At 67.7% G+C, this 24415-nt stretch carries 18 protein-coding genes; 13 read left to right on the top strand and 5 right to left on the bottom strand.

Annotated features, from left to right (window positions below; translation table 11 throughout):
- Window positions 1-21 precede the first annotated feature (21 nt).
- Genes lpxK through CAL15_RS14700 form a run of 3 tightly spaced genes read right to left on the bottom strand, consistent with a single transcriptional unit; the run spans window position 22 to window position 2164 of the window.
- Window positions 22-1089: a tetraacyldisaccharide 4'-kinase gene (gene lpxK, locus CAL15_RS14710; protein ID WP_086079284.1), complete on the bottom strand. Its 1068-nt coding sequence runs from the start codon at window positions 1087-1089 to the stop codon at window positions 22-24.
- Window positions 1086-1499 (bottom strand): ExbD/TolR family protein, encoded by a 414-nt coding sequence (locus CAL15_RS14705; RefSeq protein ID WP_086079283.1) that lies wholly within the window; start codon window positions 1497-1499, stop codon window positions 1086-1088. The genes lpxK and CAL15_RS14705 overlap by 4 nt, the downstream gene beginning before the upstream one ends.
- Window positions 1496-2164, bottom strand: coding sequence for a MotA/TolQ/ExbB proton channel family protein (locus CAL15_RS14700; protein ID WP_086079282.1), 669 nt, complete (start codon window positions 2162-2164; stop codon window positions 1496-1498). Before CAL15_RS14700 ends, CAL15_RS14705 begins: the two co-directional genes overlap by 4 nt.
- Window positions 2165-2503: 339 nt before the next feature.
- On the opposite strand from CAL15_RS14700, the gene xseA reads away from it, so the two are divergent.
- The 3 genes from xseA to pcaF all read left to right on the top strand — a co-directional run bounded on the left by xseA (window position 2504) and on the right by pcaF (window position 6011).
- A complete protein-coding gene (gene xseA, locus CAL15_RS14695; RefSeq protein ID WP_086079281.1) occupies window positions 2504-3865 on the top strand; it encodes an exodeoxyribonuclease VII large subunit in 1362 nt (453 codons plus the stop codon).
- 131 nt (window positions 3866-3996) lie between these two features.
- A complete protein-coding gene (gene sodB / locus CAL15_RS14690; protein WP_086079280.1) occupies window positions 3997-4575 on the top strand; it encodes a superoxide dismutase [Fe] in 579 nt (192 codons plus the stop codon).
- Window positions 4576-4805: 230 nt separating this feature from the next.
- Window positions 4806-6011, top strand: a complete 1206-nt coding sequence (pcaF, locus tag CAL15_RS14685) for a 3-oxoadipyl-CoA thiolase (RefSeq protein ID WP_086079279.1) — start codon at window positions 4806-4808, stop codon at window positions 6009-6011.
- Window positions 6012-6120: 109 nt separating this feature from the next.
- Here the strand turns inward: pcaF and CAL15_RS14680 are convergent, their stop codons facing one another.
- Entirely contained in the window at window positions 6121-6609 is a 489-nt protein-coding gene (locus CAL15_RS14680) for a DUF192 domain-containing protein (RefSeq protein WP_086079278.1), read from the bottom strand.
- A 286-nt stretch (window positions 6610-6895) separates the two neighbouring features.
- A complete protein-coding gene (locus tag CAL15_RS14675) occupies window positions 6896-7141 on the bottom strand; it encodes a cold-shock protein (protein WP_086079277.1) in 246 nt (81 codons plus the stop codon).
- Window positions 7142-7359: 218 nt separating this feature from the next.
- On the opposite strand from CAL15_RS14675, the gene clpS reads away from it, so the two are divergent.
- The 10 genes from clpS to CAL15_RS14625 all read left to right on the top strand — a co-directional run bounded on the left by clpS (window position 7360) and on the right by CAL15_RS14625 (window position 24390).
- On the top strand, window positions 7360-7671 hold the full coding sequence (gene clpS, locus CAL15_RS14670) for an ATP-dependent Clp protease adapter ClpS (protein WP_086079276.1): 312 nt from the start codon (window positions 7360-7362) through the stop codon (window positions 7669-7671).
- Window positions 7672-7794: 123 nt separating this feature from the next.
- Window positions 7795-13044 carry an alpha-2-macroglobulin family protein gene (locus CAL15_RS14665; protein ID WP_198299060.1) on the top strand — a complete coding sequence of 1750 codons (5250 nt, stop codon included), beginning with the start codon at window positions 7795-7797 and terminating at the stop codon, window positions 13042-13044.
- Between the two features lie 62 nt (window positions 13045-13106).
- Window positions 13107-15248 (top strand): penicillin-binding protein 1C, encoded by a 2142-nt coding sequence (pbpC, locus tag CAL15_RS14660; RefSeq protein ID WP_086081108.1) that lies wholly within the window; start codon window positions 13107-13109, stop codon window positions 15246-15248.
- A 55-nt stretch (window positions 15249-15303) separates the two neighbouring features.
- Window positions 15304-17610: an ATP-dependent Clp protease ATP-binding subunit ClpA gene (gene clpA, locus CAL15_RS14655; RefSeq protein WP_198299059.1), complete on the top strand. Its 2307-nt coding sequence runs from the start codon at window positions 15304-15306 to the stop codon at window positions 17608-17610.
- A gap of 15 nt (window positions 17611-17625) precedes the next feature.
- Window positions 17626-18990, top strand: coding sequence for a paraquat-inducible protein A (locus CAL15_RS14650; RefSeq protein WP_086079273.1), 1365 nt, complete (start codon window positions 17626-17628; stop codon window positions 18988-18990).
- A 5-nt stretch (window positions 18991-18995) separates the two neighbouring features.
- Window positions 18996-20672, top strand: a complete 1677-nt coding sequence (locus tag CAL15_RS14645; RefSeq protein ID WP_086079272.1) for a PqiB family protein — start codon at window positions 18996-18998, stop codon at window positions 20670-20672.
- Between the two features lie 64 nt (window positions 20673-20736).
- On the top strand, window positions 20737-21411 hold the full coding sequence (locus CAL15_RS14640) for a PqiC family protein (RefSeq protein ID WP_086081107.1): 675 nt from the start codon (window positions 20737-20739) through the stop codon (window positions 21409-21411).
- Window positions 21412-21686: 275 nt separating this feature from the next.
- A complete protein-coding gene (locus tag CAL15_RS14635) occupies window positions 21687-22445 on the top strand; it encodes an ABC transporter permease (RefSeq protein ID WP_232468236.1) in 759 nt (252 codons plus the stop codon).
- A gap of 5 nt (window positions 22446-22450) precedes the next feature.
- On the top strand, window positions 22451-23500 hold the full coding sequence (locus tag CAL15_RS14630) for an ABC transporter ATP-binding protein (protein ID WP_086079270.1): 1050 nt from the start codon (window positions 22451-22453) through the stop codon (window positions 23498-23500).
- Between the two features lie 5 nt (window positions 23501-23505).
- Window positions 23506-24390 (top strand): ABC transporter permease, encoded by an 885-nt coding sequence (locus CAL15_RS14625; RefSeq protein ID WP_086079269.1) that lies wholly within the window; start codon window positions 23506-23508, stop codon window positions 24388-24390.
- Window positions 24391-24415: the final 25 nt, after the last annotated feature.

Here is a 24415-nt window from a genome sequence, read left to right as displayed (position 1 = left end):
AAGGGCTGCGCAGTGACGCGTCTACGCGGACTTTCCCGGCTGTGTGCGCGCCGAACGCAGCGTCGTCGCCAGCCAGCCGGCGAAGTCGCCGCTGAAATGCGCTGCCACATGCACCTCCCACAACCGAGGTTCTTCCAGGCCGGCGCATTTGATGGCGTCTTTGGGGGTGATCAGGATGTGTTCGCCCGGCATCGCGACGAAGGGCGAACGGGCATAGTCGTAGTGATCGGGCAGCGGCAGTTCGGTGGCCGGCGCGATGCCCGCATCGCGCAGGGTCTGAAAGAAGCGCTGGGGGTTGCCGATGCCCGCAGCTGCCGCGACCCGCCCGGTTCGAGGCGCCTGGGCGAACCACGACAGCGGCTGGTGCGCGCCGTCGATCAGGCGTCGGGCGCCGGTCGGCTCGAGACGCATCTGGAAGCGGCGCGGCGTGTCGGCGTTCGGCGTGCCGGCGTGTGCGCCGTCGAGGCGGTGCACGTTCGTGACGATTGCGTCCACTTCGTCCAGCCGCGCCGCGGGTTCGCGCAGCGGGCCTGCGGGCAGCAGCCGGCCGTTGCCCACGCCGCGCTCGTCCTGCACGACGATTTCCACGTCCCGTGCCAGCTGCAGGTGCTGCAGCCCATCGTCGGAGACGATCACGTCGACCTGCGGGAACTCGCGCAGCAGCGCCTGCGCGGCCAGGGCGCGTTTTGGATGCACCGCCACCGCAGCGCCTGACGCCCGCGCGATCAGGGCCGGTTCGTCGCCGAACTCGGCAGGCGCCAGCTCACCCTGGCCGACGCGCGGCGCCCCGCCCACGTCGACGCCATAGCCGCGGCTGACCACGCCTGGCGTCCAGCCATGCGCGCGGAGGCCTTCCACCGCCGCGATCACGACCGGCGTCTTGCCCGTGCCGCCCACGTACAGGTTGCCCACCACCACCACCGGCACGGGAGCCCGCCAGGCTTGGCGCCGGCCGTCGCGATACGCGGCGCGCTTGTGGCGCACGGCCAGCGCGGTGACGGCGGACAGCGGCGCGAGCAGGGTCGACAGCCAGCCGCCGTGCCGCCATTGCCGGTGCAGGAAGGCCAGCAGGGGGGATGGAGCGGTCACCGCGCGGTCTGGGCTGCGAAGTTGACGCGGCCGATGCCCGCCTGCCGCGCGGCTTCCATGACATTGACCACGGACTGGTGGGTGGCCTGGGCGTCGGCGTTGATCACCAGCACCGCGTCGGGCCGGCCCTGCGAGGCGTGGGCCAGGGCCGCGGCGATGTCGGGCGGCGACACGGCGTCCAGCAGCGTGCCGTTGAGGGCGTAGTGGCCGTCCTGGCTGACCGCCACCTCGAGGGCGGCGGGCGCCTCTTGTTCGGCAGCGGCCTGCGGCAACACGACTTTCAGCTGCGTATAGCGCGCGAACGAGGTGGTGGCGGCCAGGAAAATGAGGATCACCAGCAACACGTCGATGAGCGGGATCAGGTTGATGTCCAGCTCATCGCGCCCCGCATCGCGTCCGCGGAAGTTCATGCGCGGGGTCCCCCTGCCCGGGGTTCCACGGCGCGGTATTCGCCGGAACGCGGCTCCGTGGCATGCGGTTCGGCCCCGACGTGGCGAGCCAGGCGGCCGGCCATCTGCTCCATGGTGGCCAGATACCCGTCGACGCGGGCCCGCAGCCAGCGGTGCGCGATCATGGCGGGAATGGCGATGAGGATGCCGAATCCGGTGTTGTACAGGGCGATGGAGATGCCATGGGCGAGCTGGGCCGGATCGCTGGCATCGGGAGCATAGGCGCCGAAGATCTCGATCATACCCACCACGGTGCCGAACAAGCCCATCAGGGGCGCCACGACGGCAATGGTGCCGATGGCGGAGATGTAGCGGTTCAGGTCGTGGGCGACGGCGCGGCCGGTGTCCTCGACCGCCGCGCGCAGTTCGGTACGCGGCAGGTGGCGCTGGCGCAGCACCTCGGCCAGCACCCGGCCCAGCGGCGAGTTGCGCTCGAGCCGGGAAATCGCGTCGGGGGTGTCCTGGCGGGTGCGCAGCATTTCCGCCACCTGTTCGGTCAGCCCGCGCGGCAGCACCAGTCCACGGCGCAGCGACAGCAGGCGCTCGACGATGAGGGCCAGGCCGAGCACGGACGTGGCGAGCAGCGGCCAGATGGGCCAGCCCGCGGCATGGATGATGGCTAACAAGACGGCGTACTCCGGACGAAGTAGGGCGGGGAAAGGGCTCGCCCGCGACTCCTGGCCGAGACTGTAACGGCGCGCCTGGCCCCTGGCAAGCCAGCCAAAATATCCACAGAAAATGTGGATAATTCTGTGTAGAACTTCGCCGCAAGCCGTTCCTGCGTTGGCTTCGGGCTGGGTCGGGGTTCCGGCCGATATATGGGGCTCTATGATTTATTTATATAAAACAGGGGCTTGCACCGAATTTGCTGGCTCTCCGGGCTGCGAGGGGCTTCAGGCGGGTTTGCGGTATCATGCACGCCCGCTCCATGCGGCCTGTGGACATATACCTGCCCGGAAAGCCTCATGACAACTGGATTCTCCGTCACAAACGACGTATTCGCGCGGGATATCCTCACGGTTGCCCAGCTCAACCAGGCTGTAAGCCAATTGCTGGAGCGCACCATCCCCGCCCTGTGGGTGCGCGGCGAAGTTTCCAATTTCACGCAGGCCGCGTCCGGCCACTGGTATTTCACGCTGAAGGACAGTCGCGCCGCGGTGCGCGTCGTGATGTTCCGCAGCCGCGCGAGCCTGGTGGGCTTCGTGCCGCGGCCGGGGGACCAGGTCGAGATCCGGGCGCGCGTGTCGCTCTACGAGGCTCGCGGCGATTTCCAGCTGCAGGCCGACGGCATGCGCCGAGCCGGGGTGGGGAACCTGTACGAGGCCTTCCTGCGGCTGAAGACGCAGTTGGCTGACGAGGGCCTGTTCGATCCCGCGCGCAAGCGCGATCCGGTCCGCCTGCCGCGCGCCATCGGCGTGATCACCTCGCTGCACGCGGCCGCGCTGCGCGACGTGCTCTCCGCGCTGGCGCGGCGCGCGCCGCAAGTGCCCGTCATCATCTACCCCGCGCCCGTTCAGGGCGCCGACGCGGCGCCGCGCCTGGCGGCGCAGGTGGCGCTGGCCAACGCGCGCGCCGAGGTCGACACTCTGTTGCTGGTACGGGGCGGCGGCAGCATCGAAGACCTGTGGAGTTTCAACGACGAGGCGCTGGCGCGCCAGGTGGCGGCCAGCCACATCCCGGTGATCAGCGGGGTGGGGCACGAAACCGATTTCACCATCGTCGACTTCGTCGCCGACCTGCGTGCCCCCACGCCTACCGCGGCCGCGGAGCTGGCATGCGTGCCGCGCTCGGAACTGCTGCGCGCCGCGGACCACGCCGCGGGAGCGCTGGCGCGTGCGCAGCGCCGCCGGCTCGATCAGGCCGCCCAGCGCCTGGACCGCGCGGCGGCCTGCCTGGTGTCGCCGGCCCAGCGGCTGGCGCATCAGCGCGAGCGCCTGGCGTCGCTGCGGCATCGCCTGCTGGCCGCATGGCGCGCCCCGCAGGCGCGGCGCGGCGCGCGGGTCGAGCTGCTGATGCAGAGGCTGGCGCATCGCGCGCCGCGCGTCGCGCCTGCGCAGCAGCGCGTGCAGGCGCTGGTCGAGTATCTGCGGCGTGCTCATGCGCGGCTGCTGGCGGCGCGCCACAGCAGCCTGGCCGGCGCCACGGGGCAGTTGCGCGCCTTCGATCCGCACAACACCCTGGCGCGCGGCTACGCCATCGTGCGCGATGCCGAAGGCGCCATCGTGCGAGACGCGGCGCAGCTTGCCGTGGGCCAGCGCCTGGAGCTCAGCCTGGCGCATGGCGGCGCCGCGGTGGACGTGGCGCAGGTCCGCAAGCCCGACGCGTGACCAGCCGCGCGCGGCATGCCGCGGCCGCCGTTAACCCCGCGCGGCTGCCGGGTTAAAGCGGGTGGGCCCGGAAACAGCCGATACAATGCAGTGGCTTGATCGCGTATACCCAACAAAGAAGGAACCGACACATGGCACATACTCTTCCTCCCCTGCCTTACGAGCTCGACGCGCTGGCGCCGCACATCTCGAAAGAGACGCTGGAGTTTCACTACGGCAAGCATCACCAGACGTATGTCACCAACCTGAACAACCTGATTCCGGGCACCGAATTCGAAAACGCTTCGCTGGAAGACATCGTCAAGAAGTCGTCGGGCGGCGTGTTCAACAACGCGGCGCAGGTCTGGAACCACACCTTCTATTGGAACAGCCTGTCGCCCAAGGGCGGCGGCGAGCCCACCGGCAAGCTGGCCGACGCCATCACCGCCAAATGGGGCAGCTTCGACGCCTTCAAGGAAGCCTTCAACAAGTCCGCCGCCGGCAACTTCGGTTCGGGCTGGACCTGGCTGGTGAAGAAGGCCGACGGCTCGGTGGACATCGTCAACACCAGCAACGCCGCCACGCCGCTCACCACCTCCGACGTCGCCCTGCTGACCTGTGACGTGTGGGAGCACGCCTACTACATCGACTACCGCAACGCGCGTCCCAAGTACCTGGAAAACTTCTGGGCGCTGGTCAACTGGGAATTCGCCGCCAAGAATTTCGGCTGATCGCCGCCGCAAGCCGGCTCGCGGCCGGCATGCCGCACGTACGAGCCCTCCCTGGTGGAGGGCTTTGTTTTGGGCGGAAGGGGGCGTGCGCCAGAACGCCTGTGTCCATTCTGCGTACGAATTATTCGTCCGTACAATGGACATTTAGAGGCCCTTTGCGGCGTCCGGCAAGGCCCTGCGATAACATCGACGGGTCAACAATTCTTCCTAGACGACGAGACGAGCTTCCCATGACTGTGCATGCCTTCATCTGCGACGCCATCCGCACTCCCTTCGGCCGATATGGCGGCTCGCTGGCCTCGGTGCGTACCGACGACCTGGCCGCAATTCCCATCAAGGCGCTGATGGCGCGCAATCCCGGGGTGCAGTGGGACGAGCTCGACGACACGCTGTACGGCTGCGCCAATCAGGCCGGCGAGGACAACCGCAACGTCGCGCGCATGGCCACGCTGCTGGCCGGCCTGCCCGTCGAAGTGCCCGGCGCCACGCTCAACCGCCTGTGCGGCTCGGGCCTGGACGCGGTCGGCAGCGCCGCGCGCGCCATTCGCGCGGGCGAGGCCCGCCTGATGCTGGCGGGCGGGGTCGAGAGCATGAGCCGCGCGCCCTTCGTCATGGGCAAGGCGAACACGGCCTACGCGCGCGACGCGGCCATCTACGACACCACCATCGGCTGGCGCTTCGTCAACAAGCTGATGAAGGCCCAATATGGCGTGGACTCGATGCCCGAAACCGCCGAGAACGTGGCCGATGATTTCGGCGTCAATCGCGAGGACCAGGACAAGTTTGCGCTGGCCAGCCAGATGAAGACCGTCCGCGCCCAGCAGTCCGGCTTCTTCGATGCCGAGATCACTCCCGTCTCGATCGCCCAGAAGAAGGGCGAGCCGATCGTCGTATCCAAGGACGAGCATCCGCGCGAAACCAGTCTGGAAGCGCTCGCCAAGCTCAAGGGCGTGGTGCGCGAGGGCGGCACGGTCACGGCCGGCAATGCCTCGGGCGTGAACGACGGCGCGGCCGCGCTGCTGCTGGCCGACGAGCAGAGCGCCGCGCGCCATGGCCTGACCCCGCGGGCCCGCGTGGTAGGCATGGCCACCGCCGGCGTCGCGCCGCGCATCATGGGTATCGGCCCCGCTCCCGCCACCCGCAAGGTGCTGGCGCAGACCGGCCTGACGCTGGAGCAGATGGACGTCATCGAATTGAACGAAGCCTTTGCCGCGCAGGGCCTGGCCGTGCTGCGCCAACTGGGCATCGCCGATGACGACGCGCGCGTCAACCCGAATGGCGGCGCCATCGCGCTGGGCCACCCGCTGGGGGCCAGCGGTGCGCGGCTGGTCACCACCGCCGTCAACCAGCTGCATCGCGCCGGCGGCCGCTACGCACTGTGCACCATGTGCATAGGCGTGGGGCAGGGCATCGCACTGGTGATCGAACGCGTCTGACCGGCGAACCGCCGCGGATTGCAAAATAGGGAGCCCTCGGGCTCCCTATTTCATGGGTGCGCGGCCCACGGCTCGCCCCGTCGCGCGCAGCTGCTGCCACTGACGCTCGTCAGGGCAGCCCGTCGAACTTCGCGCCGGCCTTGATGCCGCGTTCGGCGAACCAGCCCTGGGCCATCTCGAGCACGTAGCGTACGGGCTTGCGGCTGCAGTGGGGGGTTTCGGTGCGCGGCGCCATGTCTTCGATGTTGACGATCGTGCCGTCGTCCGAAATGAAGGCCACGGACAGCGGCAGCAGCGTGTTGCGCATCCAGAAGCACTGCAGGTCGGGCGCCTCGAACACGAACAGCATGCCGTCGTTGCCCGGCAGTTCGGTCCGGTACATCAGGCCCACACGCCGTTCTTCGGGTTCGTTCGCGACTTCGGCATGGACGACGTGGATACCGGTGGACAATTGCGTGACCGGCAGCTTGTCCTGGGCGCGCCCTTCGCCGGGGCCCTGCGCGGCGGCCGGCAGCAAGGGCGCCGCGGCCAGCGTGAAAAGAGCGACGAGGCGAATAACGGCATGGTATGGCGTGCGGCGTGCGCGAGAGGTCGGCATGGGGAAGCGAAACGACGGAAAATAAAGGACGAGAAAAAGAAAATATGGATTAAGCCGAAAGGGCGGTGGCCCATTCATCGCTCGAAAATGCCGGCAATCGGCAACGCCGGACAGTAGCAGGCCCGCAAAATGCGGACAACAAAAAAGGCGGGGATGTTTTCCCCGCCCCGCATGATACCGGCGGCCTGCGCCGGCGTGTAGGCTTGCCTGGATTGAGCCGCTTCGGTCGGTCAACCTGGGCGTGCCAACGTGGCCCAACCCGGTCTGGCCGGCCGACGCGCCCCGGTCAGGCCGACGTAATATTGAGAGCCTGCTTGCCTTTGGGACCCTGAATGATCTCGAACGAGACTTTCTGCCCCTCCTTCAGTGTCTTGAAGCCATTCATTTGTATGGACGAGAAATGCGCGAACAGGTCTTCTCCGCCGTCATCGGGCGTGATGAACCCGAAGCCCTTGGCGTCGTTGAACCATTTGACGGTGCCCGTCGATTTTGGATTGTCCCCTTGGACAGTAGTAGCGGTCGTATCAGACATGCGGACTGCCTCATTGAATCGTATGTTGATAGAAGGGCATATATGCCCCTTCCCTCCCAGGCGTCCGGTGCGGCCACAGCGATTTGCAAGCATCCGGAATGCGCTGATAATGCGCCGCTTTTCTTTGTCACGTCAAGTATGGAAACTACGCATGTCTGTTTGTAATTTTGCGTAATTGCAGCGATCGCGATGCACCGTTTAACTAGAATAGCCGCCCTATGAGTTCTACCGATATCCATCATGATCAGGTTGTCGAGAAGGCACCCGCGCGCACCGCGCCGCCTCCGATGTACCAAGTCGTGCTGCTGAACGACGACTACACCCCGATGGAGTTCGTCGTGAAGGTCCTGCAGAAATTCTTCGGCAAGAGCCACGAAGAGGCTACCCGCATCATGCTGCAGGTCCATCACGAAGGGCGCGGCGTGTGCGGCGTGTATCCGCGCGACGTCGCCGCGACCCGCATCGCCCAGGTCGCCCAGTACGCCCGCGCCAGGCAGCATCCCCTGCAATGCGTGATGGAGCCGGTATAAGGGCCTGCTCCCGTCTTTTCCGGGATCGGGCATAGCGTTGCCTTTCTGCAAGTGAGCGGCGCGCAGCCTCGGGCAGGTCGGCTGACGCGAGAATCAGAATCGATGTCGCCGTAGAGGTGTGCTGTGTCGGGAAAGAGGAAGGGGGCCGGTCTGGCCCTGGGCATGGTGCTGGTCGTCGCCGCGGCGGCAGGCCTGGGATGGTGGGCCGGCCGCAGCGGCAGTCAGCAGACCGATCGACAGGCGCCGCCCGCCGCCACACAGCAGACACCGACCGCCCAGGCGCCGATCCGTCCTCCGGCGCCCGTCGCACAGCCCGCTGCGCTGCCAGCCAGCGCCGTGGTCGGCCAGGCGGATCCGTTCGCGGCCCTCAGCTGCCACGAGCGCGAGTACGGCGACGCGCCGGCGCTGGCCGTGACGTTCACGCAGCCGGTCGACCGCCGCGCCAACCTGGATTCTTATCTCGAGGTGATTGAAACCGCACCGTCCGCCGACCGCTCGTCGCAATCCGACGACGTGGCGCAGGCCGCGGCCGACGGTTCCGATGCGCCCGGCGCCGTCCAGTCCGGCGACCCGGGCGCGAAGGGCAAGACGGCCCAAGGCCGCTGGATCGTGGGCGACAACCCGCGCGTGGCCTATTTCCCCTATGTACAGCCGCAGCGTGCGTATACCGTGCGCCTGCGCGCCGGCCTGCCCGCGGCAGCGGAGAAGGTCACCCTGCCGGCCGCCGGCTACTGCCAGGTGGACACCCAGGCCATGCCGCCTTCCTATTACTTCGCCAGCCGCGGGGTCGTGTTGCCGGCTGGCCAGAACGGCGGTTTGCCTGTGGTCACGGTCAACCAGCCCGAGGTGGACGTGCAGTTCCTGCGCGTGCCGCCCGAGCGGGTGCCCGAGTTCTTCGGCGATGTGCTGCGCGTCGGTCCGGCGACGGCGCAACCGCAGGACGGCGATTCCTCCGACGACGACGGCGAAGACGCGGTCGATTGGGAGTACTCGGACAACCGCGGGCTGAAGGGCCTGGTCAGCAACTGGGAGCTCGATCGGCTGCACGCGCTGACGCAGAGCGTCTACCAGGGCCGCTTCATCACGGACGCCACGCCCAACCGCCGGCACGTGACCTTCCTGCCCGTGGAGCAGATCGCCGAACTGAGGCAGCCGGGCATCTACGTCGCGGTGATGAGCCAGCCCGGGCGCTTCCGCTATGAATCGCAGGTCACCTATTTTTACGTCAGCGACATGGGCCTGATGGCGCGGCGCTATCCGTCGCGCCTCGAAGGCTATGTGGTGTCGCTGAAATCCGGGCAGCCGGTGTCCGGCGCGACGGTCGAATTGGTCGACCAGGCCGGCAAGGTGCTGGCCAAGGCCGGCTCCGATGCCGAGGGCCACGTCCGCTTCGAAGGCGCCCACAGCGCCGCGCGCTTGATCCGCGCGGTGCGCGGCCAGGAAATGACGGTGCTGGCGCTGGGCGAGCCCTCGCTGGACCTGTCCGAGTTCGACGTCGGCGGCCATCCCTCGCGCAACAACAACCTGTTCGTGTATGCCGGCCGCAATCTGTACCGTCCTGGCGAGACCTTCACCGTGTCCGTGCTGCCGCGCGATCCGGATGGGCGTCCGCTGCCATCGGCGCCGCTGACTGCCACGCTGAAGCGGCCCGACGGCCGCGTGGCCCGCACCGCGCTGTGGCATCCGCATGCCGACGCGCCCAACTATCTCGAGCAGTCCATCGACATGCCCGTCGACGCGCAGACCGGCACCTGGTCGCTGGAGCTGCGCGTGGACCCGGCCAGCCGCGTCGCGGACGCCTCATGGTGGTTCCAGGTCGAGGAGTTCCTGCCCGAGCGCATGAAGCTGGTCCTGACCTCGCCGGAAGGACCCGTGGCGCGCGGCGAATCGTGGCGCGTCGACGTGCAGGGCGACTATCTGTATGGTGCGCCGGCCGCGGGCAACCGCCTGCTGGGCAGCGTGGCGGTGCGGCGCAACCGCAACGCGCTGCCGCAGCAATGGCCCGGCTTCGTCTTCGGCGACGTGGACGACGACGGCAAGCGCCAGTTCCAGACGCTGCCGGAAACCGAACTGGATGACGAGGGCAAGGCCTCGCTGGACATCGACGACCTGTCGCAGGGCGCGAACTCTCCGATGCTGATGCGGCTGTCGGCGAGCCTGCTCGAGTCGGGCGGCCGTCCCGTGGTGCGTTCCCTCGAGCGCACCATATGGCCTGCCGACAAGCTGATCGCGGTGCGGCCGTTGTTCGACCGCGACGTCGCGCGCGAGGGCGCTCCTGCGGGCTTCGAACTGATCCGCGTCGACGCGCAGGGCCGCGACGTTCCCCTCAAGCAGGCGCAGATGCGCCTGTACCGCGAGGATCGCCGCTATTACTGGCGCTATGACGACCAGCGCGGCTGGAACAGCGGCTACATCCTCAACGACGAATTGAGCGACTCGCGCACGCTGGACATCGCGGGCCGGACATCGTTGACGCTGGCGGTGGGGTGGGGCACGTATCGTCTTGAGATCGCGGATCCCGAGACGGGCCAGACCCTGCGCTACCGCTTCTATGCCGGCTGGGGCGCACAGGACGCGGAGTCGGTGGGCAACCGGCCGGACCGCGTGCAGATGAAGCTGTCGGCCGTGCCGGCCAAGCGGGGCGATACGGTCAAGCTCACGCTGACGCCGCCGCACGACGGCCAGGCGCTGATCACGGTGGAAGGCGACCGCATGCTGTGGTCCAAGTGGGTGAGCGCCAGCACCGCGGGCACCGAAGTCGACATTCCGCTCGATCCATCGTGGAAGCGCAACGACCTGTACGTGTCGGCCACCGTGCTGCGGCCGGGCAGCCAGGGCGACCGCGTCACGCCGGCGCGCGCCGTGGGCCTGGCTTATCTGCCCATGGCCAATGATGATCGCAAGCTGGACGTGCGGCTGAGCGCGCCGGCCAAGATCAAGCCCGAGACGCGCGCGACGGTGCGCGTGAAGGTCGACGGCGCGCAGGGCGGCCAGGCCATGGTGACGCTGTCGGCCGTGGACGTGGGCATTCTCAACATCAATCAGTACGCCACCCCCGACCCCTTCGATTTCTTCTTCGGCAAGCACCGCTATGCGCCCGATCTGCTGGACATGTATGGCAAGCTGATCGAGAAGATGGACGGCACCGCGGGGCGGCTGAAGTGGGGCGGCGACGCAGCCATGCGCGGGGACAGCCGCAGCCTGCCCAAGAAGGTCAAGCTGGTCGATCTGTATTCCGGGCCGGTCAGGCTGAACGAGCGCGGCGAAGCCGACATACCGCTGGACGTGCCCGATTTCAACGGCACGCTGCGCCTGATGGCCGTGGCCTTCACGGCCGAGCGCTATGGCAGCGCGGATGCGCAGATGCAGGTGGCCGCGCCCATCGTGGCCGAGCTGAACACGCCGCGCTTCATCACGCCCGGCGACCATGCCGCCATCGCGCTCGACCTGACGAATCTCAGCGGTGCGCCGCAGAAGATCACGGTGAACCTGCAGGCGCTCGATCCGCTGGCCATCGCCGACGGCACGCGCACCGTCACGCTGCGCGACAAGCAGCGCACGACGGTGCGCTTCACCGCCACGACCACCGGCTCGTATGGATTGGGAATGATGCGCCTGTCCGTCAATGGCGATGGCGGACCCGAGCCCGTGCGCATCCTGCGCGAGTCCGTGCTGCAGGTGCAGCCCGCGTACTCGCCCGAGCGCAGCGTGCGGCGGCTGCGGCTTGCGCCCGGCGAAACGCTGGCCGGACAGGCCGACTGGCTCCGCAATTACTTCCCGGATTCGGTCAGCGTCAGTCTCACGTTGTCGAACCGGCCGCCGTTCAACGTGAACCGCCTGGTCGACGGCCTGCTGAACTATCCGTATGGCTGCACCGAACAGACCATCAGCGCGGCGCTGCCATGGGTACTGATCGACGAGGCCACGGCCAAGCGCTTCGGGCTGAAGGCTCGCACCCAGAAAGAGCGCCAGGACAGGATCGCCGGCGCGCTGCAGCGCCTGTCGGGTATGCGCGGGGCGACGGGCTCGTACTCGTTGTGGGGCGATACCTCGACGCGCGACGTGTGGCTGACGGCCTATGCGGTCGGGTTCATGCAGGACGCGCGCGACCAGGGCTTCGAGGTGCCGCAGGCCTCGTTCGAGGGCTCGCGCAACTGGCTGCTGACGCAGGTGCAGCAAGCCTCGGGCGACTTCGGCACGTGGTCGCCGAACCTGCAGCGCAACGCCGCCGCGGGCCGCTTCGACAGCAACGATGCCGAGATCCTCAGGCGCGATCATCAGCGCTTCGCGGGGCTGGCCACGGCGGCACTGGTGCTGGCGCGAGACGGCAAGGTGCCGCTGTCCGCCGTGCGCCTGCTCTACGACAACTATGGCGAACGCGCGCGCTCGCCGCTGCCCTTGATGCAGCTGGCCGCGGCGTTCAAGCTGCTGGGCGACGAAGGGCGCATGAAGTCCGCGCTGAACGACGCCATGACGCGCGCTTACGGCCTGGGCCGGCAGGGCGGCAGCTATGACGACTGGCTGGGCGACTACGGCAGCGGCGTGCGCGATTACGCGCTGGCCTATGCCATCGCCATGCAGCACGGCCTGCGCGACGCGCGTGCCGAGACGTTGCTGGACCAGGTCGCGGCGCGCCTGGGCGGACGCTCGTATATGTCGACCCAGGAACAGATGGCGCTGCTGCTGGCCGCCCGCTCCACCGGCAGCGGCGGCGCGTGGCGCGCCGCACTGTCTCGCGGCGCCGCGGGCGCTGGCGAGCAGGCCTTGAGCGGTTCGACGGACCAGACGCTGTCGGTCGCGCCCGCCGAATTGGCTGGCCTGCAGCTGCGCAACACGGGCGAGCAGCCGCTGTATGCCGAACTCGATGTCCAGGGTACGGCGCTGCAGCCGCCCGCGCCGCGCGGCGACGTGATCCGCCTGGCGCGCCGCTGGTACACGCCGGATGCCAAGCTGTGGAACGGCGGCACGCTGCGCACCGGCGACATGCTGGTGGTGCGCATCCAGGCCGATGCGCGCCAGTTGGTGCCCGATGGCCTGATCGTCGACCGCGTGCCGGCGGGCTTCGAAGTCGAGAACCTGAATCTCTCGCAGGGCGAGAACATGCAGGACTGGACCATCGGCGGGCGCCGCGTGGCCGAGGCGCTGGCGGATCCCAACATCAAGCACCGAGAGTTCCGCGACGACCGCTACGTCGCCGCCGTGTCGCTGGGCCGTGGACAGGTGGACGTCTTCTACCTGGTGCGCGTGGTCACGCCGGGCCGCTACCGCGTGCCTTCCACAGTGGCCGAAGACATGTACCGGCCTGAAGTCCGCGGGGTGGACACTCCGTGGAGCGACATCCACATACTCGATCGCGGGGCGCCCGGGTCGTGATCCAGAAAGCCGGCCGTCCCGCGGACGGCCAGCCATCCGGCTGGCGCCGCGGCGCGCGCCGGATGGCCGCGATGTCATTCGGCGCGTTGCTGTTGCTGATCGCCGCCGTGCTGGTGCTCGATCGCCTGATGCCCCTGCCGCGCATCGGCACGGCGGGCGCCGCGGTAGTCGTGGCAGCCGACGGCACGCCGCTGCGCACCTATCCCAGCCGCGACGGCGCGTGGCGCTATCCGGTAGCGCCCGCGCAGGTTTCGCCGCTATACCTGCAGGCGCTGCTCACTTACGAAGACCGCTGGTTCTACTGGCATCCCGGCTTCAATCCGCTGGCGATGGCGCGCGCGGGCTGGCAGTGGCTAACCGAGGGCCGCATCGTGTCCGGCGGTTCCACCCTGACCATGCAGGTGGCGCGGCTGGCGGATCCGGCGCTGGCCGGCCGTCCGTCACGTTCCATGGGCGCGAAGCTGCGGCAGATCTGGCGCGCCGTGCAGCTGGAACTGCACTACGACAAGGACGAGATTCTCTCCATCTATCTGACGCACGCGCCCATGGGCGGCATCGTGCAGGGGGTGGAGATGGGTTCGCGCCTGTGGCTGGGCAAGTCCGCCACGCAGCTGAGCCGGGCCGAGGCCGCGCTGCTGGTCGCGCTGCCGCAGGCTCCGTCGCGATTGCGCCCCGATCGTCACCCCCAAGCAGCGCAGGCCGCGCGCGACAAGGTGCTGGAACGCATGGCCCAGTTGGGCGCTTGGGACGCGAACGACGTGGCCGATGCGCGTATCGAGAATGTGGTGGCGCCGCCGCTGCGCGCGCGCTGGCTGGCTCCGCTGGCCGCACAGCGGCTGATGGCAGCACATCCGCGCGCGGCAGGTTCCGCGGTCGTGCGCTCCAGCGTGGATGCCGAGATGCAGGCGGTGGTGGAGCAGATGCTGCTGGACCGCATCGACGCGCTACCGCCGAAAGTGTCGATGGCGGCGCTGGTCATGGACAACGACACCCTGGAGGTGAAGGTCTACGCCGGTTCGGCGGACTTCGCCGACGATTCCCGATACGCCCACGTGGACATGGTGCGCGGCGTGCGTTCGCCGGGATCCACGCTCAAGCCTTTCCTGTATGCGCTGGCGCTGGACGATGGGCTGGTGCATTCGGAGAGCCTGCTGATGGATGCCCCCATGTCGTTCGGGGGCTATGCGCCGGGCAACTTCCAGGCGTCGTTCTCTGGCCCGGTGAGTGTGGCGCAGGCGTTGCAGCGTTCGCTGAACGTGCCGGCCGTCGACCTGCTGGACAGGCTCGGACCCGCCCGCTTCGCATCGGTTATGCTGGGGGGCGGTGTGCGCCTGCGCATGCCCGCCAGCACCCAGCCGAATCTGAGCTTGATTTTGGGCGGGGGCGGCACCACATTGGAAGAACTGGTGGGCGCTTATCGCGCCCTGGCGCGCGGCGGACTGGCCGGGCGGCCCCGGCTGGATCCGGCCGATCCGCGCGTCGAGTCCCGTATGATGAGTGACGGCGCCGCCTGGATCGTGCGCGATATTCTCGAATCCGGGGGCGATCCGGAACGGCCGTTTTTCCAGTCCGCGTCGCCGGGACGGCGATTGGCCTGGAAAACCGGCACCAGTTTCGGTTTCCGCGATGCCTGGGCCGTGGGGGTCACCGACCGATGGACCATCGGGGTCTGGGTCGGCCGTCCCGACGGCACGCCCAACCCCGGGTTCTTCGGCGCCAACGTGGCCGCGCCGCTGTTGCAGGACATCGTGGCGGCGCTGCCGCCCGGTCCGCAGATGGCTCGCGTGCAGCCTGCTTCGGTGCGATCCGTGCTGACCTGCTGGCCGCTGGGTTGGCGCCAGGAAAGCGCGCCCGGCGGCCGCTGCCCCGAAGCGCGGCGCGCGTGGGCGCTGGACGACACGGTGCCGCCGTCCTTTCCCGGATATGCCGACGTCGCGCAAGGTCCGTTGCGCATCGAGGGCGTGGCCCAGGGTTCGGTGCTGCGGCCGGTGCCGGGCCGGCATGAAGTAACGCTGGACGTCCGCGCGCAGGGCGCGCGCGGTGAAGTATGGTGGATGTTGGACGGCCGGGTGCACCGACAGGGCGCAGCCGGCCAGCAGCAAAGTTTGTCCCTGACTCGCAATGGACGGTACACACTTACCGTCATGGACGAACAGGGTCGGTATGCCGGTCTTGCATTTGAAATCTCTGGCGTTACGCCATGATCGGCATAGAATATGAATCGTGTACGTGACCGCTTCGATGCGTTACGGAGGAAGCGTGATTTCCCAAGAGCTTGAAGTCAGCCTGCATATGGCATTTGTCGAGGCTCGCTCTGCCCGGCATGAATTCATCACCGTGGAGCACCTGCTGCTGTCGCTGCTCGACAATGCATCGGCGGTGGAAGTGCTGCGCGCTTGCGCTGCCAATCTGGACGACCTGCGCCGCAACCTGCGCCAGTTCGTCACCGAAAACACTCCGGTCATCCCCAGCGGGGCCGAAGTCGATACGCAGCCCACCCTCGGTTTTCAGCGCGTCATCCAACGCGCCATCATGCACGTGTCCGCCGGCGGCACCGGCAAGAAGCCGGTCACCGGCGCCAACGTGCTGGTCGCCATCTTCGGCGAGAAGGATTCGCACGCCGTCTATTACCTGCAGCAGCAGGGCGTGACGCGGCTGGACGTGGTCAATTTCCTGTCTCATGGGATCACCAAGCAGCCCCAGGAGGAGACCTCCGCCGTGCAGAAAGAACAGCAGACCAACGGGGAAGAGCAGAGCGAAAGCCGGCAGTCCCCGCTCGACCAGTACGCAACCGATCTCAATGCCGCCGCCCTGGCTGGCCGCATCGATCCGCTCATCGGCCGCGAACACGAAGTCGAACGCGTCATCCAGGTGCTGTGCCGCCGCCGCAAGAACAATCCGCTGCTGGTGGGCGAGGCGGGCGTGGGCAAGACCGCCATCGCCGAAGGCCTGGCGTGGCGCATCACGCGCGGCGAGGTGCCCGAGGTGCTGCAGGCCGCGCAGGTCTACGCGCTCGACATGGGCGCGCTGCTGGCCGGCACCAAATACCGCGGCGACTTCGAACAGCGCCTGAAGGGCGTGCTCAAGCAGGTGCGCAGCAATCCCGATTCCATCCTGTTCATCGATGAAATCCACACGCTGATCGGCGCGGGTTCGGCCTCGGGCGGCACGCTCGACGCCTCCAACCTGCTCAAGCCGGCGCTGTCGTCGGGCCAGCTGAAGTGCATCGGCGCCACCACGTACACCGAATATCGCGGGGTCTTCGAGAAAGACCACGCGTTGTCGCGCCGCTTCCAGAAGATCGACGTGCCCGAGCCCAGCGTCGAACAGACCGTGCAGATCCTGCGCGGCCTGAAGAGCCGCTTCGAAGAGCATCACAACGTGCGCTATTCGGCCGCGGCGCTCAGCGCCGCCGCCGAACTTTCCGCGCGCTACATCAACGACCGCCATCTGCCCGACAAGGCCATCGACGTCATCGACGAGGCCGGCGCGGCGCAGCGCCTGCTGCCGCGCTCGCGGCAGAAGAAGGTCATCGGCAAGGGCGAGATCGAGAACATCGTCTCCAAGATCGCGCGCATTCCGCCGCAGTCGGTGTCCAACGACGACCGCAGCAAGCTGGCCACGCTCGAGCGCGACCTCAAGACCGTCGTGTTCGGCCAGGACCAGGCCATCGAAGCGCTGGCCGCCGCCATCAAGATGGCGCGCTCCGGCCTGGGCAAGCCGGACAAGCCGATCGGCGCCTTCCTGTTCTCGGGTCCCACCGGCGTGGGCAAGACCGAAGTGGCCCGCCAGCTGGCGTTCACGCTGGGCGTCGAGCTGCAGCGCTTCGACATGTCCGAGTACATGGAACGCCATGCCGTGTCGCGTCTGATCGGCGCGCCGCCGGGATACGTAGGCTTCGACCAGGGCGGGCTGCTGACCGAGGCCATCGCCAAGCAGCCGCACTGCGTGCTGCTGCTCGACGAAATCGAGAAGGCGCATCCGGACATCTTCAACATCCTGCTGCAGGTCATGGACCACGGCACGCTCACGGACAACAACGGCCGCAAGGCGGACTTCCGCAACGTCATCATCGTCATGACGACCAACGCGGGCGCCGAGACGCTGAACCGTCCGTCCATCGGGTTCGCCAACAGCCGCGTCGCGGGTGACGAAATGGCGGAAATCCGCCGCATGTTCACGCCCGAGTTCCGCAATCGCCTGGACGCCATCATTCCGTTCGGCGCGCTCACGCGCGACATCATCCTGCGCGTGGTCGACAAGTTCCTCATGCAGCTCGAAGACCAGCTGCACGAGCGCCGCGTGGCAGCCGTCTTCACGGAGAAGCTGCGCGACCACCTGGCCAAGGCCGGCTTCGATCCCGTCATGGGCGCCCGGCCCATGCAGCGCCTCATCCAGGACACGATCCGGCGCGCGCTGGCCGACGAGCTGCTCTTCGGCAAGCTGGTCGACGGCGGCAACGTCACGGTCGATCTGGACGAGGGCGACAAGGTCGTTCTGCGTTTCGACGAGGACAGGTCCTCGGACGATCCGGCCGCCAAGCAGGAAGTCGCCCTGGCCGAATAAGCGCAGCACCAAGTGTTGGATCGCGAGCCGCTCATCGCCTGCGAGCACTGTGCCAGCGTCTATCGCCGGCACGCGCTGCAGCGCGATGAGGCCGCCACCTGTTCGCGTTGCGGCACGCTGCTGTGGCGTTACACCAGGTTGACGCCTTCCGAGTGGCTCGCGCTGGTGATGGCTGCGCTGGTCGTGTTTGTCGTGGCCAACGCGTATCCCGTGGCCAGTCTCAGCGTACAGGGTGTGGAGCAGCGCGCCACGCTGCTGGACGCCGTGCTCATCACATGGCAGCAGGGGCACCAGGCCGTCGCCATCATGACCGGGCTTGCCGGCTTCGCGCTGCCGCTGCTGCAGATGGCCACGCTGCTCTGGGTATTGGCGCCGTTGGCGCAGGGCCGCCGCGCACGGGGCATGTCGCTGGCCATCCGGCTGCTGGGCTGGCTGCGGCCCTGGAGCATGGTGCCCGTGTTCCTGCTGGGCGTGCTGGTGTCCGTCGTGAAGCTGGCCGGCATGGCGGCGGTGCAGCCCGAGATCGGGCTGGCCGGCTTTGCGTTGCTCACGGTCCTGTTGACCATGCTGGGCCGCCTCTCGCCGCACGCGTTGTGGCGTTATGCCGAGGCCTGCGGCGCCGCCCCCGTGCACGTGCCCAAGCTGGGGCAGGGCGAGGTGCTGGCCGGCTGTCACGTCTGCGGGCAGGTGCAGGCGCTGCCCGATCTCCCCGGACACGCCGGCGATGCGCATTCGTGCGTGCGCTGCGACGCCACGGTACATCTGCGCAAGCCCGATCACCTGGCACGCACGTGGGCCCTGCTCATCGCGGCTTCCATCCTGTACATCCCCGCCAATCTGCTTCCCGTGATGAACATTTCGTCGCTGCTGGGCGACAGCGAACACACCATCCTGGGCGGCGTGGTCGAGCTGTGGGACGGGGGCTCGTGGGACATCGCGCTCATCGTCTTCGTGGCCAGCGTGGTAGTGCCGCTGACCAAGCTGCTGGCGCTGGTGGTGCTGCTGGTTTCGGTGCAGCGTCGCAGCGCGCGCAACCTGCGCGCGCGCACCCGCATGTACGAGCTCGTCGAATTCATCGGCCAATGGTCCATGCTCGACGTCTTCGTGGTCATCGTGCTGGCGGCACTGGCCGACTTCCAGGGGCTGATGCAGATCAGCGCCGGCACGGGGGCCGCCGCGTTCGGCCTGGTCGTCATCCTTACCATGCTGGCCGCCATGAGCTTCGATCCCCGGCGCGTCTGGGACCACGCCGCCCCGGGCGACGACGAGGAGCCTTCCGCGTCGGCCCATTCCCATGAGCACTTCCAGGCTGGCCCGCTGCCAGGCAAGCCGGCCACGGCTCCGGTAGGATATGGGTCTCATCCCGACCGAGAGTCCTAGTTCCTATGGCCGACCCGACGCCTGACCAGACGCCCGAGCGGCGCCCGCGCACGTCCGTCAGCGTGCCCGACGTAGCAAGGAAGAAGCAGCGCCGCATCTCGTGGATCTGGCTGGTGCCCGTGGTGGCCGCGTTGGCCGGGCTGTCGCTGGTCGTCAAGACCTGGATGCAGGCGGGGCCCGAAATCACCATACAGTTCGATACCGCCGAGGGGCTGGAGGTCGGCAAGACCCAGGTGCGCTACAAGGACGTGGTCATCGGGGTGGTCAAGGGCGTGGGGTTCAACGAAGACCGCAGCAAGGTCATCGTCGAGGCCGCGCTGTCCAAGGACGTGGCCGATCTGGCGCGCGAAGGCACCAACTTCTGGGTGGTGCGGCCGCGGCTGGGTTTCACCGGCGTGTCGGGCCTGGGCACGCTGCTGTCCGGCGCCTACATCGGCGTGGACGCGCCGGAAGGCGAGGGCGGCAACGGCGGCAAGCCCCAGAAACTGGCCTTCGTGGGGCTCGAGACGCCGCCCGCGGTCACGCATGACCGCTCCGGCAAGCGCTTCCTGCTCAAGGCCAGCAACCTGGGCTCGCTCGACATAGGCTCGCCCGTCTATTTCCGCCGCATCAGTGTGGGCCGCGTGGTGGGGTACGCGCTGGACGAGAGCGGCAAGGCGGTCAACATCGAAGTGTTCATCGATGCGCCCAACGACAAGTTCGTCACCAAGGGAACACGCTTCTGGAACGCCAGCGGCGTGGATGTGTCGGTCAATGCCGACGGCCTGAAGATGCGCACCCAGTCGCTGGTCTCGCTGGCCATCGGCGGCATCGCTTTCGAAAATGTGTCCACGCGGGGCAGCGTCGAGCCCGCCCCGGCCGATTCGAATTTCGACCTGTATCCCGGCGAGGCGGATGCCAAGGTCAATCCGGACAGCAAGCCGTTCCGCATCCGCATGCGTTTCGATCAGTCGATACGCGGGCTGGCGGTGGGCGCGCCGGTCGACTTCCAGGGCATCACGCTGGGCGACGTCACCGCCATCACCATCGACTTCGATAGCGAGAAGAAGCGGTTCTTCGCGATCGCCGACGCGACGCTCTATCCCGAGCGCCTTGGCCCGGTGTACGACAAATTGCGGGCCGCGGAGGACGAGCACCAGTTCGCGGGCTTCAAGCTGATGGGCACGATGATCAAGTACGGCCTGCGCGCGCAATTGCGGTCGGCCAACCTGCTGACGGGGCAGTTGTATGTCGTACTCGATACCTTCCCCAATGCCAAGCCGGTCGAGTTCCATCCCAGCGACCCGGCCATGATCCCGACGGTGCCCGGCCAACTCGATCAGTTGCAGGAGCAGATCGGCAACATCGTCACCAGGATCGAGAAGATCCCCTTCGACCAGATCGGCAAGGAACTGCGCAACACGCTGGCCAGCACCTCGAGCCTGGTGAGCCAGATCGACAGGCAGTTGGCGCCCGATGCGCGCAAGGTGCTGAAGCAGGCGCAGCAGTCGCTGCAGCGGGTGGACCAGATGCTGGCGCCCGATGCCTCGATACCGGTCAATGCCGACCGCGCCATGCAAGAACTGGCTCGTGCCGCGCGTTCGCTGCGGGCGCTTTCCGAGTTCCTGCAGACCAATCCCGAGTCGCTGCTGCGCGGGCGCGGCGAAGATCCCATCCCGGGCGCGGGGCCCGTAAGGAACTGACATGACGACCACCCTGGCGCTTGCCTCGCTGCGTTCCTATCCCCGCCGGGCGGCTTCGGCAATCATGGCGGCCTCGATGGCCGCCGCGCTGGCCGCCGCGCTCGCCGGCTGCGCGGATTCGCCGCCGGTACGCTATCACACGCTGGTGGCGCCGCCCCAGGCGCCTGCCGGCAATGGCGGCGCCGTGGCGGCGGCCAACTACATGATCGAAGTGCTGCCGGTCAGCGTGCCGCCCCAGGTAGACCAGCCGCAGCTCATGCTGCGCAACGGCACCGGCCAGCTGACGGCCGTGTATTCCGACCGCTGGAGCGCGCCGCTGGCCGACGAGATGCGCGACGCCCTGTCGGATGCGCTGACGCGTCAGTTGGGTGTGCCCGACGTGCGCGTGGTCAAGCCGCTGGGGTCCACGCCCGTGTGGAGGGTGCTGGTCGACATGCAGCGCTTCGAATCCACGCCGGGGTCCTCGGCCGTCATCGAGGCCACCTGGCGCGTGCGGCGCGATGCGCAGGGCGAGGCCAAGGTCGCGGGCCTGCTGTGCCGCTCCCGTGTCGACGTGCCCGTGTCCGGCGGCGGCGGAGCCGAGCCCTCGGCCGCGAGCGAATCCGACGCCGTGGTGCGGGCTCACCAGCAGGCCATCGCGCAACTGGGCTCCACCATCGCCTCGGCGATACGTGCGCAGGGCCAGGGCGCCACGCCGGCCTCGGACCAGGTGCAATTGCTGGGTTGCGTCGCGGCCTAGGTCCAGGTTCCAGGCCGAATGAAGGGTAAACCCTTAAAGGTTAACCAGTATTACAAATCGGTTGCTACTTCCTTAGTATCGCGGTTTACCGATAGTAAGCCGCGTTCTTTTTCACGGTTCCTGCCGTGGCGCGGTTTCCGCACTAAGGAAACGTCTTGGCAACCACCGCTACGCCCGTCATGGGCGCCGATGCGCCGGGCGCCGCCGCGCCGGCTCCCGTCCGGCGAGGCCGCTTCCCCCTTGCGCGCATCCTGCATCGCGCTTTCGTCGTCCTGATGTACTTCTTCATGCTCTGCCCGCTGATCTTCGTGGTCTGGCTGAGCTTCTTCAAGGACGCCATTCTCTACTTCCCGCCGTCCGGCTACACCACGCAGTGGTACGTCAAGGCCTGGGCCAACGAAGCGTTCGCCAACGGATTCCTGTTCAGCCTGCAGGTGGCCGTGCTGGCCGCGGTGTGCGGCGTCATCATGGGCGTGCTGGCCGCGCTGGGCATCATCCGCTACCGCTTCGCCGGGGGCAAGCCGGTGAACACGCTGTTGCTGTCGCCGCTGCTCATTCCGGGCATCGTCGCCGGCATCGCCATCTACCTGTTCTACCTGGCCGCCGAAAACTACCTGGACATGGACATCGTCGGCACCTACGGCGGGCTGGTCATCGCCCACGTGTGCCTCACCATTCCTTGGACAGTGCGGCTGGTGTCGGCCAGCATGGCCGGCCTGGATCCCTCCATCGAAGAGGCGGCCCGCAACCTGGGCGCCAGCGGCCGCGTGGCCTTCATGCGCGTCACGCTGCCCATGCTGCGGCCCGCCATCGTGGCCGCGGCCCTGTTCAGTTTCGTGGTGTCGTTCGAGAACCTCGAACTGTCGCTTTCCCTGGTGGGACCGGGCAACACGACCCTGCCCATCGCAATCATGCAGTACCTCGAATTCAATCTGGACCCGACTATCGCCGCGGTGTCGTCGGTTCAGATCCTGCTGTTGGGCATCATCATGCTGGTGACCGACCGCTTCGTGAAACTCAGCCAGGTGGTGTAAGAATAATGGCCAAGGTCTCCATCGAAAGACTCAAGAAGCAGTTCGGCAACTCGGTTGCGGTTGCGGATTTCTCCCTGGACATCGCGGACGGCGAACTGGTGGCCTTCCTCGGCCCCAGCGGCTGCGGCAAGACCACGACGCTGCGCATGATCGCGGGCTTCATCGAGCCCACGGCGGGCACGATCCGCATCGGCGACGTCGACGTCACGCCGCTGCCCGTGCACAAGCGCGACACCGGCATGGTGTTCCAGCGCTATGCGCTGTTCCCGCACATGACCGTGGCGCAGAACGTGTCCTTCGGCCTCGAGATGCACAAGGTGCCCGCGGCCGAGCGCGACACCCGCATCCGCAACGTGCTGGACATGGTGCGCATGACCGAACTGCGCGACCGCTATCCGCGGCAGCTGTCGGGCGGCCAGCAGCAGCGCGTGGCCATCGCCCGCGCGCTGGCCATCCAGCCCAAGGTGTTCTTGCTCGACGAACCCTTGTCCAACCTGGACGCCAAGCTGCGCCTCGAGGTGCGCGAAGAGATCCGCGCGCTGCAGCAGCGCCTGGGCCTGACGACCATCTTCGTCACGCACGACCAGGAAGAAGCGCTGGCCATCGCCGATCGCATGGCGATCATGCACGACGGCAAGGTGCAGCAGGTCGGCGCGCCGCAGGCGCTGTACGAGCATCCGGCCAACCTGTTCGTGGCCGACTTCCTGGGCAAGATGAATTTCTTCCGCGGCGGCCTGGAAGGTTCGAGCTTCGTGACCGAGAAGGGCACGCGCATCGCCGTGCAGAGCGACGTGCGCGAGGCGCGCCACCTGGGCGTGCGGCCCGAGCGGGTCCGCCTGGCAACCAGCCAGGTGCATCGCAATGCGCTGCCGGGCGTGGTCGAGTCGGCCGTGTACCTGGGCTCGCTGCTCGAGGTGCGCGTGAAGCTGGACAGCGGCGAGGTCGTCACCAGCCAGGTGGCCAACGGCGCCGAGCGCCTGGACGCGCCCATCGGCAACGGCACCCGCGTGCACGCGTGCTTCCAGCCCGCCGACTGCGTGCTGTTCTCGGAATGACGGCCATGAATACCGCTGTCGCCCGACCCAGCCGAGAGTCGCGCCTGCTCGGCCCCAGCATGGCCTTTCCGGCCTCGCTGGTGGTGCTGCTGATCATCATGGTGCCGATCCTGCTGCTGTTTCGCTACAGCTTCAACAGGTTCGACCCGAACGAGATGATGCAGGAAGCGTTCACGCTGCAGAACTACGTGCGCTTCTTTTCTGATCCGTACTACCACGACGTGTTCGTCGACACCGTAGGCGTGGCGGCGCTGTGCACCGTGCTGGCCCTGGTGCTGGGCTTTCCGGTGGCCTACTTCCTGGCCAAGACGCAAAGCCGCTACAAGAGCCTGTTCATCATCCTGCTGGTGTTTCCGCTGATGGTGGGCAACGTGGTGCGCGCGGCCGGGTGGATGGTGATCCTGGGCAACGCGGGAGCGCTCAATTCCCTGCTGAAGTCCCTGGGCCTGATCACCGAATCGGTGCAGTTCATGTACACGCCCACCGCGGTCGTCATCGGCACCACGGCGGTGGTCATGCCCTATCTGATCCTCACGCTGCAGAGCGTGCTGGAAGGCATCGACTTCTCGGTGGAAGAGGCCGCGCAGAATCTGGGCGCCAACTTCTTCACCACGTTCCGCCGCGTGGTCCTGCCCATCGCCGCGCCGGGCGTGGCAGCGGGCACCATGCTGGTGTTCATCCTGTGCATGAATGCGTACGCCACGCCGGTGCTGCTGGGCGGCACCGGCCTCACCATGATGGCTCCCGCGCTGTATGACCAGATCACGCGCGCCTCGAACTGGCCGTTCGGTTCGGCGATGGCGCTGATCCTGGTGCTGGCCACGCTGATCATGGCGATGCTGTCCAACTGGCTGATCCATCGCCGCTACGTCAAGACGATGGGCTCTTGATTCCTTCTTCCGACTCATCACACAT

Origin of the sequence: Bordetella genomosp. 13 (genome assembly GCF_002119665.1) — a bacterium.
In the GTDB taxonomy this organism is placed as follows: domain Bacteria; phylum Pseudomonadota; class Gammaproteobacteria; order Burkholderiales; family Burkholderiaceae_B; genus Bordetella.
Note: the sequence above shows the minus strand (reverse complement) of the source record. Positions and strands in the feature narration are given on the sequence as shown.

Bases quoted from the DNA above. Each gene is read 5' to 3' on its own strand.
- CAL15_RS14705 (WP_086079283.1), bottom strand. From the start codon at position 1,499: ATGAACTTCCGCGGACGCGATGCGGGGCGCGATGAGCTGGACATCAAC.
- sodB (WP_086079280.1), top strand. From the start codon at position 3,997: ATGGCACATACTCTTCCTCCCCTGCCTTACGAGCTCGACGCGCTGGCG.
- clpS (WP_086079276.1), top strand. From the start codon at position 7,360: ATGAGTTCTACCGATATCCATCATGATCAGGTTGTCGAGAAGGCACCC.
- CAL15_RS14680 (WP_086079278.1), bottom strand. From the start codon at position 6,609: ATGCCGACCTCTCGCGCACGCCGCACGCCATACCATGCCGTTATTCGC.
- CAL15_RS14625 (WP_086079269.1), top strand. From the start codon at position 23,506: ATGAATACCGCTGTCGCCCGACCCAGCCGAGAGTCGCGCCTGCTCGGC.
- CAL15_RS14630 (WP_086079270.1), top strand. From the start codon at position 22,451: ATGGCCAAGGTCTCCATCGAAAGACTCAAGAAGCAGTTCGGCAACTCG.
- pcaF (WP_086079279.1), top strand. From the start codon at position 4,806: ATGACTGTGCATGCCTTCATCTGCGACGCCATCCGCACTCCCTTCGGC.
- CAL15_RS14640 (WP_086081107.1), top strand. From the start codon at position 20,737: ATGGCGGCCTCGATGGCCGCCGCGCTGGCCGCCGCGCTCGCCGGCTGC.
- CAL15_RS14635 (WP_232468236.1), top strand. From the start codon at position 21,687: ATGTACTTCTTCATGCTCTGCCCGCTGATCTTCGTGGTCTGGCTGAGC.
- xseA (WP_086079281.1), top strand. From the start codon at position 2,504: ATGACAACTGGATTCTCCGTCACAAACGACGTATTCGCGCGGGATATC.
- CAL15_RS14645 (WP_086079272.1), top strand. From the start codon at position 18,996: ATGGCCGACCCGACGCCTGACCAGACGCCCGAGCGGCGCCCGCGCACG.
- pbpC (WP_086081108.1), top strand. From the start codon at position 13,107: ATGGCCGCGATGTCATTCGGCGCGTTGCTGTTGCTGATCGCCGCCGTG.
- CAL15_RS14675 (WP_086079277.1), bottom strand. From the start codon at position 7,141: ATGTCTGATACGACCGCTACTACTGTCCAAGGGGACAATCCAAAATCG.